This window comes from Flavihumibacter petaseus NBRC 106054, from assembly GCF_000974785.1.
GTDB lineage: Bacteria > Bacteroidota > Bacteroidia > Chitinophagales > Chitinophagaceae > Flavihumibacter > Flavihumibacter petaseus.
Genome location: NZ_BBWV01000001.1, coordinates 1,132,457 through 1,146,283, shown reverse-complemented (window position 1 = coordinate 1,146,283; position 13,827 = coordinate 1,132,457). Strand labels below are relative to the sequence as shown.

The 13,827-nt window shown below is 49.4% G+C and carries 11 protein-coding genes; 7 read left to right on the top strand and 4 right to left on the bottom strand.

The window, feature by feature from the left end; all coding sequences use genetic code 11:
* The first annotated feature begins 126 nt into the window (after positions 1 to 126).
* Positions 127 to 495 (top strand): DUF2200 domain-containing protein, encoded by a 369-nt coding sequence (locus tag FPE01S_RS04855; RefSeq protein WP_046367703.1) that lies wholly within the window; start codon positions 127 to 129, stop codon positions 493 to 495.
* A 7-nt stretch (positions 496 to 502) separates the two neighbouring features.
* Here FPE01S_RS04855 and FPE01S_RS24640 read toward each other — a convergent pair whose 3' ends face one another.
* The 3 genes from FPE01S_RS24640 to FPE01S_RS04840 all read right to left on the bottom strand — a co-directional run bounded on the left by FPE01S_RS24640 (position 503) and on the right by FPE01S_RS04840 (position 3,698).
* Entirely contained in the window at positions 503 to 1,000 is a 498-nt protein-coding gene (locus FPE01S_RS24640) for a DinB family protein (RefSeq protein ID WP_052955516.1), read from the bottom strand.
* A gap of 137 nt (positions 1,001 to 1,137) precedes the next feature.
* Positions 1,138 to 3,339, bottom strand: coding sequence for a M56 family metallopeptidase (locus FPE01S_RS04845; protein WP_046367702.1), 2,202 nt, complete (start codon positions 3,337 to 3,339; stop codon positions 1,138 to 1,140).
* Complete coding sequence (locus tag FPE01S_RS04840) at positions 3,336 to 3,698, bottom strand: BlaI/MecI/CopY family transcriptional regulator (RefSeq protein WP_046367701.1); 363 nt, start codon at positions 3,696 to 3,698, stop codon at positions 3,336 to 3,338. Before FPE01S_RS04840 ends, FPE01S_RS04845 begins: the two co-directional genes overlap by 4 nt.
* A gap of 246 nt (positions 3,699 to 3,944) precedes the next feature.
* Between FPE01S_RS04840 and FPE01S_RS04835 the strand changes: the two genes are divergently transcribed.
* Positions 3,945 to 6,365 carry an ABC transporter permease gene (locus tag FPE01S_RS04835; protein ID WP_046367700.1) on the top strand — a complete coding sequence of 807 codons (2,421 nt, stop codon included), beginning with the start codon at positions 3,945 to 3,947 and terminating at the stop codon, positions 6,363 to 6,365.
* A gap of 132 nt (positions 6,366 to 6,497) precedes the next feature.
* Here the strand turns inward: FPE01S_RS04835 and FPE01S_RS26210 are convergent, their stop codons facing one another.
* Entirely contained in the window at positions 6,498 to 6,728 is a 231-nt protein-coding gene (locus FPE01S_RS26210) for an SWIB/MDM2 domain-containing protein (RefSeq protein ID WP_245623943.1), read from the bottom strand.
* On the opposite strand from FPE01S_RS26210, the gene FPE01S_RS26205 reads away from it, so the two are divergent.
* From FPE01S_RS26205 to FPE01S_RS04810, 5 genes are all read left to right on the top strand, one after another.
* Entirely contained in the window at positions 6,727 to 6,993 is a 267-nt protein-coding gene (locus tag FPE01S_RS26205) for a hypothetical protein (RefSeq protein WP_245623942.1), read from the top strand. The two genes, FPE01S_RS26210 and FPE01S_RS26205, sit on opposite strands and share 2 nt — an antisense overlap.
* Before the next feature lie 115 nt (positions 6,994 to 7,108).
* Positions 7,109 to 7,993 (top strand): GRP family sugar transporter, encoded by an 885-nt coding sequence (locus FPE01S_RS04825; protein WP_046367698.1) that lies wholly within the window; start codon positions 7,109 to 7,111, stop codon positions 7,991 to 7,993.
* Between the two features lie 141 nt (positions 7,994 to 8,134).
* Positions 8,135 to 9,046, top strand: a complete 912-nt coding sequence (locus FPE01S_RS04820; protein WP_046367697.1) for an ABC transporter ATP-binding protein — start codon at positions 8,135 to 8,137, stop codon at positions 9,044 to 9,046.
* Complete coding sequence (locus tag FPE01S_RS04815) at positions 9,043 to 12,669, top strand: ABC transporter permease/M1 family aminopeptidase (protein WP_046367696.1); 3,627 nt, start codon at positions 9,043 to 9,045, stop codon at positions 12,667 to 12,669. The genes FPE01S_RS04820 and FPE01S_RS04815 overlap by 4 nt, the downstream gene beginning before the upstream one ends.
* Positions 12,670 to 12,867: 198 nt before the next feature.
* Complete coding sequence (locus FPE01S_RS04810; protein WP_046367695.1) at positions 12,868 to 13,818, top strand: fasciclin domain-containing protein; 951 nt, start codon at positions 12,868 to 12,870, stop codon at positions 13,816 to 13,818.
* Positions 13,819 to 13,827 lie beyond the last annotated feature (9 nt).

The following is a 13,827-nucleotide window of genomic DNA, read 5'->3' as shown; positions in this document are numbered from 1 at the left end:
GGTGTTGAAAGCGTCCATTTCAGATACATAGGCAAGGTTATTGGCGAGCAAATATATGTTGATCGGTGATGAAGGAGAAAAAGTATCTTCCATAGGCTAAATGAAGAAAATCATTAAACTTCCGATATGAATACTTCCGCAACACATGATGAGCGCATAGCGAAAATGGTCTTTGGCTCCGTTTACCCGCATTATGTTGCAAAAGTGGAAAAAAAGGGGCGCACCAAAGAGGAACTCCACCAGGTTATTGAATGGCTTACAGGGTTTGATGATAGAAAGCTCCGGAAACTGATCGATGATAAAGTGACATTTGAAGAGTTTTTTAAACAGGCCAAATTACATCCGAACGCGAACCAGATCACCGGGGTGATCTGCGGGTATCGGGTTGAGGACATAGAAAATCCCTTAACGCAAAAAGCGCGGTACCTTGACAAACTGGTGGATGAGCTGGCGAAGGGAAGGAAAATGGAAAAGATCCTTCGCGGCGCGGCATAAGGGAGTACTATATGTGCAGCATATTTTCCAGCTGGAAAAGATGTCGTTTTAAATGCATCTGGATAAACCACAGCCATTCATACCGGGTGAGAAACCCTATTGTTGGCAGGGGAAAGTCCATACAGATCTCCGAAAGGTCTTTTCCTTTAATTATAGTCAGATCGGTTTCGCGTGCAGCTTTCAGTGCGGCGAGCAGCGCTGATTTTTCATGGTGCCCGTCATCCGGCAGCAATGGCTCCGGTGCCTTGAATTTCTGGTTCAGATCTTCCCACCAGGGGCGGATTTTAGGGAGCATGGCGTCAACTTCACGATCGGAAGGTTTTGTCTGATGATCGGGCACGCCGCGCGTCGCTTTGGTGATATGCACGGCGACTTGTGCCGGTGTCCAGCTTCCTGGAAAGGGCACCTTGTTGATACGGTCTTCAGGAAACGATTCTAATGTGCTGATAAAATCATCAAAGGCTGCCGTCAGTGCCTGCTTTAATTTTTCTTTTTCCAGTGGCATATTACTTCCGGGTTGGTTTCCCTAAAGGTGAGACAGGAACGGTTAACGCCGGGGGGGCAAATCTGACAATCAGGAGGGCTGATGCGAAAAAAAGGGCTGGAGAACCAGCCCTTTGATCAGTCTTTCAGAAAACACTATTAATCCAGCGACTTCAACGTGATGTATTTGGTGACATCTGAGTAATTGAATCCTTTTTCTTTCATCTGCCTGATGTATTCAGGCGTTACACCAACCGCTTTTAAGCTAACGAACTCCTGGAGGCGGATGTCTTTGAACCCCGCGTCTTCAAAACCTTTGATAAATTCAGGAGTGATATTTTGAGATTTAACGGGTATCAGGTCAGAGGGATCAATGTCTTTGTATCCAAGTGCCTGGAAGGACTTCACATACTCGGGTGTTATACCAAGCGACTTCATTGGTATCAGGTCGTCCAGATCAATCTGTTTATAACCCAGCGCCTGGAAGCCTTTAATATACTCCGGTGTGATGTTCAGAGATTTAAGCGGAATCAGTTCTGATGATTTGATATTCTTATATCCCAGTGCAGTAACGCTTTTGACAAATTCAGGGGTTACACCGACACTCTTCAGGGCAATCAGGTCGGAATGGGGAATATCGGTCAGTCCGGCTTTGCCGAGTTCAGCAACATAGCTGTCGTCGATCTGAAGTGATTTGTAGGCAACCAGGTCATCAGGATCCCTGCTGCCGGAAGTGCTGCCATTATTGCCTTTGGCCTTATCCAGTTTGGTAATGTAACTGCCATCTATTCCCTGTGATTTGAAGGCGATCAGCTGATCCGGCGTGATGTCTTTATACCCGGCATTGCGGATCTCCTGGATATATTTTTTATCGATGCCGAGTGATTTGAAGGGGATCATTTCCTGGAGATCGAGTCCTTTCAATCCGCTTTCTTTTATGGAACGGATATAGTCCGCGTCGATCTTCAGGGCAGCGAGCGGAATGATATTGTCTTTGCTGAGATCTTTATAGCCTTCCTGTTTCAGCATCTTCACATAGGATCGTTTGATATCGATGAAATAGAAGACCATCAGGTCGCGCTCCGAAAGTGTTTCAGACAGGTCTTTGTTCATGTCTGCTCCATAAGACTTGTCCGCCACAAATTTGTATTTCCCCATGCCCTGGTTGCCTTCGAATTTGCCTGTGAACTCCATCGTGCCGGCTTCTCTCTTTAGCGTGAAGGTGCCGGTAGTGCCTTTTGGAAGGGTGGAAAGTTCGCTGAGTTTGAAGGTTGAGCCATTATAGGAATTGTGCTCGTCTTCCTCTTCCCTGAACTGAATATTGACATTGTCACCTTTGATGGTGGCAAACCAGTAGCCTTCGGTGGCGGGTTCCCTGGTAGCAGCTGGTGCTGTTGCTTTTTGCGTGATGTTGTTGGTATTGCCCTGCTGCAGCGTATGGGCAACAGGTTTATTCAGCAGGCTGGCAAAGATCACGAAAACAGGAAGCAGGAAGAGGTATTTCCAGGTCGTATGAAAGTTGGATTGTTTCGCATTCATCATGGCAATTCTTTTTTTAAGTAAGGATTGGTTGTAATTGCAGGTAATATTCAGGGGAAGTTGTGGTGTGCTGACTTTTAACAGGCTGATCTGGTAGCCAGATGGTTCCACTGCTTCATCGCAGATCAATACATTGTCAGTGAGGTATTCAAGGTTGCTTTCAATTTCTTTCCGGTAGATCCAGGCAAACGGGTTGAACCACTGGAAAACCAGAACAAGTTCTGCCGCGATCAGGTCAACAGTATGTTTTTGCCGGGCATGAACTTTTTCATGCTGCAGGATCTGGTTGTACGTATCCCAGTCGTATTGAGCGGGGTTAATAAAAATATTGTAACCAAAAGAACAGGGTGGTTTGTCACCTGTCACTTCGACAATCCTGAATTTCCCATCGATGATTGCAGGGTTGCGGTATGCCCGGAATACAAGGGCAATTATTTGGATGAGGAAATTGAGCCCAAATGCTGCCACGCCAAACCAGTAGATGATCATGAGCCATTTCAATACCTGTACGGGGGAAATGACTGGCTCGTCTGCTTTTTGGGTAGCTGGTAAAGTGACGACTTCTTTGTCCTTTTGATTTGTTTCTGTTGCAATGGGAACCGGCAGTTGCTGCCGCAATGGAGCAGTTGATGTTGTAGTTTCAGCTCTCCGGAACGACAGCTGTTGCGGTACCGGCACCAGCGGCAGGGTAAAGGCGATCAGGAGGCAGGCCATCAATACCAACCTGTTGATCCGGAAAAATGTTTCCTTTTGCAGCAACAGCTTGTAAAAGGCAAGACAACCGGTGATGATCAGGGCTACGCTGAGCAGGTAACTGGTCATTGCTTTTTGGTTTTTATCATGTTGATGATCTCTTTCAGGTCAGCTTCGCTCAGATTCTGCTGTTTGGCGAAAAAGGCCAGCATGCGGGGATAGGAATTATCAAAATACTGGCTGACGATGTCTTTCATGGCATGTTGCTGGTAATCTTCCCGTTGGATCAGGGGATAGTACTGGAATACATTGCCCACGGAATCATGACCCAGGAAACCTTTGTCTTCCAGGATTTTCACCATTGTAGCGACGCTGTTGTAATGTGGTTTAGGTTCGGGCAGGTGCGGAATGATTTCTTTGATGAATGCTTTCTGCAGGTCCCAGAACACCTGCATGATCTGTTCTTCCCTTTTCGCCAGTTTTGTCATTTGCTGTTCTTTCCACAATGCTACTACTAATTGATTAGGAGTCCAACTAATTGGTTAGTAATTATTTTGTTAATTCCTTTTTTGCCGGAAGGAACGGGATTTAGCAGAGATGTAATATTCAGATAATGAATGTGTTAGTGATAACCAGATAACATAGTTAAAAATTTGAAATATTATTTGGGAGGTTTTGTAACACAGGCACCTATCCAATCGTCTAGCGGATTCAATTGATTAAAACAGCCCGCTATGTTCAGGAGTTACTGGAAAATTGCCTTGAGAAATCTCTGGAAAAACAAAGGGTTTTCGGCGTTGAATATTATTGGCCTGTCGACTGGCCTCGCGGTTTGTCTCCTCATTGTGTTGTATGTGGTGGATGAGTGGGGTTATGACAGGTATAACCAGAAAGCTGCGCGGACGTACCGCGTTGATGCGGATATCTATTTCAACAACACGCAATTCAGGGCGGCGGTTACGCCGGAACCTTTGGGCGCAGCCCTGGTGCGGGAGTATCCGCAGATCGAAGCAATGACACGACTGAACTACCAGGGTGATATCCTTGTAAAAAAGGGAAATGAAAATATCCAGGATCACGAAGCAGTATATGCGGACTCCACTTTTTTCAAAGTGTTTACTGTACCGCTGCTTGCCGGAAATCCGGAGAACGCGTTAGAGGAGCCGCATTCCATCGTAATTGATGAAACTACTGCGAGGAAGTATTTTGGTCATACAGATGTGGTGGGAAAAACGCTTTATGTCGATAATACCACCAATTGCAAGATCACCGGTGTATTTAGAGACATTCCACGTCAGTCTCATTTCCATTTTCGGTTTATCCGCCCGCTGACCGATACCTGGCGGGGTAACGCGGAATACTGGCTGAGCAATAATATTCATACTTATGTAATCGCGAAGGAAGGGGTAAGTCAGCCGCAGCTGCAGGGTTATGTGAATACCGTTGTCAATAAATATGTCGGTAAGCAGATCGCCGATGAACTGAAGGCTTCTCTCAGTGACCTTGCACAGCAGGGAAACTATTTCAAATACCCGCTGATGAGGCTTACAGATATTCACCTCGACTCTGACCTGTCATTTGAATTTGAAGCCAATGGCAACAGGTCCTATGTCACCATATTTTCAGTAGTAGCAGTATTTATTCTGTTGGTTGCCTGTATCAATTTCATGAACCTGTCTACCGCCCGTTCGGCGAACCGCGCTAAAGAGGTGGGCATAAAAAAAGTGCTGGGTTCGTTGCGGCGACAACTTGTTCTGCAGTTTCTTACGGAGTCGTTGCTGTTGAGTTTTCTTTCGCTGGTACTGGCGATCGGGCTGGCGTTGCTGTTGTTGCCCCTGTTCAACCAGTTATCCGGGAAAACGATGCTGCTGCGGTCACTGTCCGGTACCTGGTTGATTCCGTTCCTGTTGCTCCTTGTTTTTTTGGTAGGCTGCCTGGCGGGTTCTTACCCGGCATTTTACCTGAGCGCATTCAAACCGATACTGGTGTTGAAAGGAAAGCTCAATGCGGGATTCAAGCGCAGTTATTTCCGGAACAGCCTGGTGGTGTTGCAGTTCTGCATTTCAATTGTGCTGATCATTGGCACATTGGTGATCTACCAGCAGCTGGAGTTTATCCGTAACAGGAAGATAGGCTACAACCGTGACCAGGTTCTGATCCTTCAGAACACCGGCCCGTTGGGAGACAATACAAAGGCTTTCACAGAATCGGTGCGCAAGCTGGCCGGCATTGAAGGTGTCAGTAGCAGCGCAGATATGCCGACTGCGGTGGGGTTCGATGAAAGCGCATGGTTCAGGGATGCCAGTTTTGATGCAGCAAGAGCGGTGATCACCACTAATTTTTATGTCGATGACCGGTATATTCCCACTTTGGGAATGGAAATGGTTTCCGGCAGGAATTTTTCAGTGGACTTTCCAACAGATTCATTTGCCGTGATCCTCAATGAAGCGGCTGTAAAACTCTATGGGTTTAAGGAGCCGCTGAAAGAAATGATCTATCGTCCCTGGGGAAATGAGGGTAAACGAACCCCGTTTCATGTGATTGGCGTGGTGCGTGATTTCAATTTCAGTTCCATGCATACCCGGGTGCAACCGCTCGCCATGCAATGGTCGGAAAACAGGGGAAGGATTGCCGTGCGGCTGAAAACAACAGATATCGCGGGGGCGCTCAGGCAGATTGAAGAGAAGTGGAAATCAATGGCGCAGGGCCAGCCCTTTCAATATACTTTTATGGATGCCGATTTCGAAAAGACTTATCATGCTGAACAGCGTACCGGAAAACTTTTCATGATTTTTTCCATACTTGCCATCTTCATTGCTGCGTTGGGACTGCTTGGCCTGGCCACCTACGCGGCTGAACAGCGTACCCGTGAGATCGGTATCAGGAAAGTGATGGGTGCTGACATTGCCGGGGTAGTGATGCTGCTGTCAAGAGAATTTGCCCTGTTGGTACTGATGGCTTCGGTCATAGCATTTCCGCTGGCCTGGTATGCCATGCATCGCTGGCTGGAGAATTTTGCCTACCGGGTGGAGATCCGGTGGTGGGTTTTCCTGCAGGCCGGATTGTTTGCTTTTGCTATCGCTATACTGACAGTGGGCTTCCAGGGATTGAAAGCTGCGTTGGCGAATCCGGTAAACAGTCTTCGTGCCGATTAAGGCATAAAATCCCGGAAAGGTGATTTCACCTTTCATGGCAATAGTTAATTAATCCGGTGAACTACCGGGTGCAACGAAGCCATTGGAGGGCGGACTGGCTTACGTCGCCCCCCAATGGTGTAATACGTTGGCTTAAGACAGGTGGCTTCCCAGCAGTTTGGCCAGGTCGAACATGGAGATGCTGTCCTTTCCACCGAATACCGGCTTCAGTTGTGCATCTGCAAGGATCTGCCTTTTGTTCTTGGGATCCTGAAGGTTGTGTTTCTTCACGTATTCCCAGATTTTTTTCACTGCCTCCGTGCGGGGCAATGCTTTTGCACCGATTACGCCAGCCAGTGCAGCTGATGGCGTCAGGGGAGCCATGAATGCAGCGTTTGGTTTTCTGGTGCTCGCTTTTTTAGCGGGCTTTGCTGCTTTCTTTGGCGCTGCTTTCTTAGGAGCTGCTGCCTTCACTGCTTTTTTAGGAGCTGCTTTTTTGGGGGCTGCTTTTTTAGGAGCTGCCTTAGCAGGAGCTGCTTTTTTTACTGCTTTTTTGGGAGCTGCTTTTTTAGCTGCTTTTTTGGGTGCCGCTTTCTTAGCGACGGGCTTTTTTTTGGATGTTGCCATTAGTGTAGCAATTGTAGGATGAAGAAACAATATTATACAACAAAACGTTTGAATCAAACCACAAAATAAAAACGTGCATAACAGGTGCATTGCGTATTAATTCTGTAGATTCATTTCAATAACCCCGGGCATCAAATATGGCTGTAACCGACTGGCTCATTGCCTGTATTCCCATCCTCTCCTTCGGCATCGTTCCCGTAATTGCTACCAAAATGGGGGGCACCGCCATCGATCAGGCGATGGGAATAGCCCTTGGCGGCTTTATTTTTGCCCTCAGTGCCTTCCTTCTGCTCCGACCGGCACTAACGTCGCAGATCTTCGTTATCGGGGCAATTTCAGGCCTTTGCTGGGCAATCGGGTCGGTGGGACAATTCATCGGGATGCACCACCTGGGTGTTTCCCTGTCAATTCCCATCTCCTGTGCGGGCCAGATCATCGGTACTTCCGTGTTGGGAATGATCCTGGGTGACTGGGCGACTGCTGCCAGCAAAGGCTATGGGATCACTGCACTGATACTGATCATTGGCGGCACCGCACTTACTTCCTATAAACAACAACAGGCCGGTCAGCAGCTTGCCTGGCGAAAGGGCCTTATGGCCAACCTGATTTCTTCCCTGGGCTTTACAGCCTATGCCGGGCTCCTGAAATACTACCGGATCGGCGGGTGGGAGAGCCTGCTACCGCAATCAATGGGCCAGATCGCAGGCGTGCTGCTGATTGCGTCGCTGGTATTCCGGCGGCTTCCAAAGGGTGCCGCGGCGGGAAGGAACATTTTTACCGGGCTCGTCTGGGCAGGGGGTAACCTCTCGTTGTTGTTGTCTACTGCAAAGATCGGCCTTGCTGTTGCCTATCCCGTAAGCCAGGCGGCAACGATTGTATCGGTGCTGGGGGGTGTTTTCCTCAACCATGAAAAAAAGTCGCGCAGGGAGTGGGTAAGCGCGATTGCGGGTATGCTCATTATTGTCGCCGGCCTGTACCTGATCTATCTCTCCAGCCGGCACGACAGCAAACCGGAGTTCTGAATTTTAATGTCCTGATGTTTGCAGATCCGGAAAGGCTTTGTTAGCTTTGAATTGCAAAGTGCTTTTAAGGCACTTGTTTTTTGACTGTGTGCTTTGAATTGCAAAGCGCTTTATAAATTAGTAAACCAGACTTCCAGCACTATGGAACTGACCATAACCAACCTGTCCAAAACCTACGCCAACGGTGTGCAGGCATTAAAGGATGTATCGCTCAACATACCCGGCGGCATGTATGGCCTGCTTGGCCCAAATGGTGCCGGAAAGTCAACCCTGATGCGCATTCTTGCCACACTACAGGAACCGGATTCGGGGTCGGTGCAACTGGGTCACCTGGATGTGCTCCGCCAGAAAGATGAAGTCCGCAAAACCCTTGGCTACCTGCCCCAGGAATTCGGTCTTTATCCGAAATCGAGCGCTGCGGACATGCTCAACCATTTCGCCATTCTAAAAGGAATTACGAACAGTACTGCCCGCAAAGAGATTGTCGGGTCACTGCTGCGGCAGACCAATCTCTGGGACGTCCGCAAACTGCAGCTGGGCAGCTTTTCCGGCGGGATGCGCCAGCGATTTGGTGTTGCTGTGGCCCTGCTGGGTAACCCCCGGCTGCTGGTAGTGGATGAGCCGACAGCAGGCCTTGATCCTGCTGAAAGAGTGCGGTTTCTTAATCTTCTCAGCGAACTCGGGGAATATAGTGTCGTCATTTTGTCGACCCATATCGTGGAAGATGTGAGTGAACTGTGTACAAGGATGGCAGTGATTAACCGGGGACAAATCCTCCTGGAAACAGAGCCGCAGCAGGCGATCAGTGCAATGCACGGGTCTGTATGGCGCAATATCGTCCGTAAAGAAAGGCTGCCTGCACTGGAGCAACGTTACCAGGTGATCTCCACCAAGCTGCTGGGTGGCCGCACCGTCGTTCATGTGTACAGCGAAACCGATCCCGGCGGGGGCTTTGAGCCGGTTCAACCTGACCTGAAGGATGTTTATTTCAGTGTAATGGCCGGGCACTATCAGCCCGTTACCAGCGGTCTGAAAAAGGAGGTGCTGCCATGACCTTCCGGGAAATTTTCCGTTTCGAATTCCGGTACCAGGTGGCGCGCTGGCATACCTGGCTCTACCCGCTCGTCATCAGCTTTCTTGTTTTCCTGCTCACGCGTGAGAATTTTCTGGCAGATGCCCTGTATGATGATTTTTATGTCAACGCCCCATTTGTAATCTCTTTTGTGAGTGTGTTCGGAACACTCGTCTGGATCCTCGCGGCAGGCGTTGTGGCCGGTGAAGCTACCGGCCGTGACATTCAGTCTGGCATTCACCCGCTGTTGTTTACAACACCCATCAGCAAGCAGCAATACCTTGGCGGCAGGTTCCTTGCTGCTTTGTGCATCAACCTGATCATACTGCTCGCTGTTCCTGCGGGCATACTGATTGCGGTATATGCGCCAGGCGTGGATCCTGTGGCCATCGGGCCTTTCCGGCCTGGGGCTTATCTCCGCGCATTTGCCTTTATTACCATGCCCAATGCATTTGTGGCAACAGCCATTCAGTTTTCCTTCTCGGCGCTCAGCCGCAAAACCATCACCGCTTATCTCGGCAGTTTCCTGCTGTTTTTTATGGCTTATGTGGTTAGCCTCGCGCTGATATTTTTTCTCCGTCGTCCGGATTGGGCCAAACTGACCGATCCTGTTGGCGTGATCACGGTAGTCAGCGAAAGCACCACCAGCTGGACGCCATACCAGAAGAATACGCGGATGCTCCGCCTCGAAGGGCCGTTTTTATGGAACCGGGTACTGTGGATGGCTATTGCAATACTGGTTCTGCTGTTCACTTTTTTACGATTCCGGTTAACGCACCCGGTTGTACGGGGCTGGTTCGGATGGTTAAACCCTTTCCGGAAAACGAAGCCTGAAATGATACAGGATGCAATAGCGCATCGCGCCACCCTTAACGTTCCGCAGGTTCGCCGGAACTTCGGCTTTCCCGCCTGGATCACCCAAACCCTGCATATTGCCGGCAATTCGTTATGGCTGTTGTTGCGGCGGCGCGGCGGCGTTTTCGTACTGGGCGCAACTGTTGTATTGTTGCTGATCGGTATGCCGGAGAATATGATCAATATGACGGTGCCTCTGCTGCCACGAACAGTGCAGGTGCTCACGTTTCTCACTGCGCCACTGGGCGAACCATTTACGCAGTGGATCTTTATTCCGCTGGTGACGGTCATCTATGCAGGCGAATTGATCTGGCGGGAAAGAGAAGCAGGGGTAAACGAGATGACTGATACTTCATCCGTACCGGAATGGTCTCTCTTTCTGGGGAAATTTACGGCACTCGCATTTTTCCTCGCCATGTGGATGGGGGCACTACTGCTGGCAGGAGTACTCGTTCAGTTACGCATGGGGTATGATCAGTTCGAACCTACACTCTATTGTAAAGTCCTGTTTGGCCTCCAGCTGCCGGAATACCTGTTGTTCGCTACGCTGGTTTTCGTGATCCAGGTGCTGGTGAACCAGAAATACATCGCCCACCTGGTGTGTTTCCTGGTATATGCGCTGATCTGTTTTGCTTCGCCTTTGGGCATTCACCACCACCTGTTGCTGTATGGTACGGGCCCTCAATGGTCTTATACCGATATGCGGGGTTTCGGAAACACGATAACGCCCTGGGCGTGGTTCAAGTTATACTGGGCGGCCTGGGCGGTATTATTGGCTGTAGTGGTGCGGTTGTTCTGGGTGCGTGGTGCAACAGGTTCTCTGCGGGAAAGGATGGCGATGGCCCGCGGCAGGTTAACCCGGGCGACAAAGACCGTGGCCGTTACGGGATCAGTAGTGATGCTGACCGCAGGAGGATTTGTCTTTTACAACACCAATATCCTGCATGATTACCATGGCGCCCAGGCTGGATTGCGACGGAATGCTGATTATGAAAAAGCATACAAACGATTTGAAGAAATGCAACAGGTGAGCCTTGCGCGAGTGTCCATTACCGCTGACCTGTATCCGAAAAAAGGCGTCGCCGATATTCATGGTCGTTACCAGCTCATCAACCGCACTGCTGTTTCAATAGATACTATCCTCGTGACTACGCTGCCGGGAGGCGAAACGGGACCCATTTCCCTGGATCGCCAGGCGCAACTGATACCCGGCGCTGAAGACCTTGGGCAACGTGTTTTTCATTTACAACAAGCTTTACAACCGGGAGAATCAGTTCAACTGGAATTCCTCGTTAAACTCCACCGGAATGGATTCAGCAATAGCGGGATTGATGAAGCTATTGCGGAAAACGGTACGCATCTGAAAAACGTAGACTATCTCCCCGTGGTAGGCTATGATGCACACCGGGAGATCATTAATGCTTCAGAGCGCCGCACCCATGGCCTTCCGCAGCACCCGCTGCTTCCGCCGGTATATGCACTGGATGCCCGGAATGACAGCGTTGATGATGGGGTTATAAGCTTTGAAGCCACCGTATCAACGGATGCTGATCAGATCGCTGTTGCACCAGGCGCACTCCAGAAACGCTGGTCGGCCAACGGTCGCAATTATTTCCATTATGCAACAAATGCCCCGATGCGGAATGAATATGCCATATCATCTGCGCGGTATGCGCTGAAAGAAACGGTGTGGAAGCCTGCTCCCGGATTCGGACAAGCTGTCACGATCCAGCTGTATTATCATCCAGGGCATGCTGTTAACCTGGATCGCATCATACATAGTGTGGAAGCTTCCATGGATTTCAACAGCAGGCATTACGGACCTTATCCACATAACACGATCAGGATCGTTGAGCGCCCCGGAACGGGAATGAGCCTTCACGCTGAGCTGACCACCATCGATTACCAGGAGAACTTTTCACTTTTCCATCCATCGGATGATCCTGAAGAACTGGATCTTGTATTCGCAATTGTGGCCCATGAAGCAGGTCATCAGTGGTGGGGTGGCCAGTTGTCGATGGTTCTTGCCGAAGGCTCGGGGATTCTCACGGAAAGCCTTGCCTGGTATGCTTCCATGGGGGCTGTGGAAGCGACTTATGGTGACGCGCATTTGAAACGGTTGATGAAATTCATGCGGCAACCTTATCCTGTAATTCCGGTCCGACCTTCTGTACCACTGCTCCAGGGATTTGATCCCTATACGATGTACCGAAGGGGGCCATTTGCTTTACATGCGTTGGGGGAATACATTGGTCGCCCGAGGGTGGACAGTGCACTAAAACATCTCATAAAAGAGCATCCATCCGGATATGGCAGACCAGCTACATCATTGAGTCTTTACCGTGAACTGGAAAAGGTTACACCGGATTCGACACAATATCTGCTCCGTGATCTTTTCAAAACCAATACATTCTGGGATTTGTCGTTGAAGCAGGTCTCCGTTAAACAGGTGGATTCCAGCCTCTGGCAGGTCACGCTCCGGATCAATGCGGGCAAGCAGGAGGAGGACAGTACAGGAAGGGGAAAGGAAATTCCCATGCAAGAGTGGATAGAACTCGGTATTTTTCCGGTGACTGCATTTGGCGATGGGCCAGGCACACCGATTTACCTGAAGCAACACCTGATCCGGACCGGTGAACAGGAAATAACGGTTACAGTGCCCATCCGCCCGGCGAGGGCAGCAATCGATCCATATCACCTGTTATTTGACTGGAACAGGGAGGACAACTACCGGAAGGTCAAAGAATGAGTGCTATAAACAATGTAGATAAACTGAAACAGTGTTAACAGGGGGTTATCGCATTGGCTCTTTTGATAACGTGGTGCAATTTGCCACCGCTTCTACAATTCGCGTAAAAAGTCCACAAATTTTCAGGAGGAAACAGTGCCCTTGCCGCATTTCATCTCGGGGAACCATTATTGAATAAGCGCTCCGAAACAGGAGATTATGACAAACAAGTTTTTCCCCGTGAGATGGATAGCTGCGCTGATGATCAGCGGAGCATTTGTGGTGAGTGCCTGCAGTGACGATGACGATGACAATATGAATCCGAATCCTCCGGTAACCAGCACAATAAATGAGACCATTGTTAATGATACCAGTTATTCGTTGCTGAACAGCGCAATTGCCCGGGGCACCTATGCAGATCAGCTTAACCAGACGGGCAGTTTCACGTTCTTTGCCCCGACGAATGCTGCATTCCGTGCAGCCGGTATCGACCAGGCTGGTATTGATACTATGAGTGCTGCAACATTGAATAATATCCTGCAGTACCACACTGTAAACAGGAGCGTGTCGCTCAACAGTTTTCCCTCAGACACTATGTCGACGCTGAATGGCCGGCGCATATATTTTTCAAATAATGCCAATGGCAGATTTGTAAATGGCATTTCCGTTTCCGGAAGTGATATAGCAGCCTCAAACGGGATATTACACCCGATCAATACCTTGTTATCATCCCCGACAGGTTCGATTAGTGGTCTTTATTCCAGCGACACTGCTTACCGGTTATTCAATGCAGCCGTTGTGAGGGCAGGATTTGTTGATTCGCTGAACAATAATGGCCGGTATACAGTCTTTGCTCCGACCAATGCAGCATTTGAAGCAGCGGGTCTGGATGCAGCGGCGATCAGTTCATTTGATCCTGATTCTCTGAAAACGCTGTTGAAGCATCATATACTGGCTACGCCATACTACAACAGTGATTTCATCACCGCAGGTACTTCACCGACCCTGATGGACGGATCAACATTAACTTTCTCCGGTAGTCCGACAGGGGTACAACTGACAGGAAGTGCCAATCCTTACAGTAATGTGATTACCACAACTGCCGGCACCACCTATAACACCACCACCACAAACGGTGTCATTCAAACGGTCGACAGGGTGATCTACTAAACATTCAGC

Coding starts and splice junctions, on each gene's coding strand:
- FPE01S_RS04855 (WP_046367703.1), top strand. CDS start 127: ATGAATACTTCCGCAACACATGATGAGCGCATAGCGAAAATGGTCTTT.
- FPE01S_RS24640 (WP_052955516.1), bottom strand. CDS start 1,000: ATGCCACTGGAAAAAGAAAAATTAAAGCAGGCACTGACGGCAGCCTTT.
- FPE01S_RS04845 (WP_046367702.1), bottom strand. CDS start 3,339: ATGACCAGTTACCTGCTCAGCGTAGCCCTGATCATCACCGGTTGTCTT.
- FPE01S_RS04840 (WP_046367701.1), bottom strand. CDS start 3,698: ATGACAAAACTGGCGAAAAGGGAAGAACAGATCATGCAGGTGTTCTGG.
- FPE01S_RS04835 (WP_046367700.1), top strand. CDS start 3,945: ATGTTCAGGAGTTACTGGAAAATTGCCTTGAGAAATCTCTGGAAAAAC.
- FPE01S_RS26205 (WP_245623942.1), top strand. CDS start 6,727: ATGAATGCAGCGTTTGGTTTTCTGGTGCTCGCTTTTTTAGCGGGCTTT.
- FPE01S_RS26210 (WP_245623943.1), bottom strand. CDS start 6,728: ATGGCTCCCCTGACGCCATCAGCTGCACTGGCTGGCGTAATCGGTGCA.
- FPE01S_RS04825 (WP_046367698.1), top strand. CDS start 7,109: ATGGCTGTAACCGACTGGCTCATTGCCTGTATTCCCATCCTCTCCTTC.
- FPE01S_RS04820 (WP_046367697.1), top strand. CDS start 8,135: ATGGAACTGACCATAACCAACCTGTCCAAAACCTACGCCAACGGTGTG.
- FPE01S_RS04815 (WP_046367696.1), top strand. CDS start 9,043: ATGACCTTCCGGGAAATTTTCCGTTTCGAATTCCGGTACCAGGTGGCG.
- FPE01S_RS04810 (WP_046367695.1), top strand. CDS start 12,868: ATGACAAACAAGTTTTTCCCCGTGAGATGGATAGCTGCGCTGATGATC.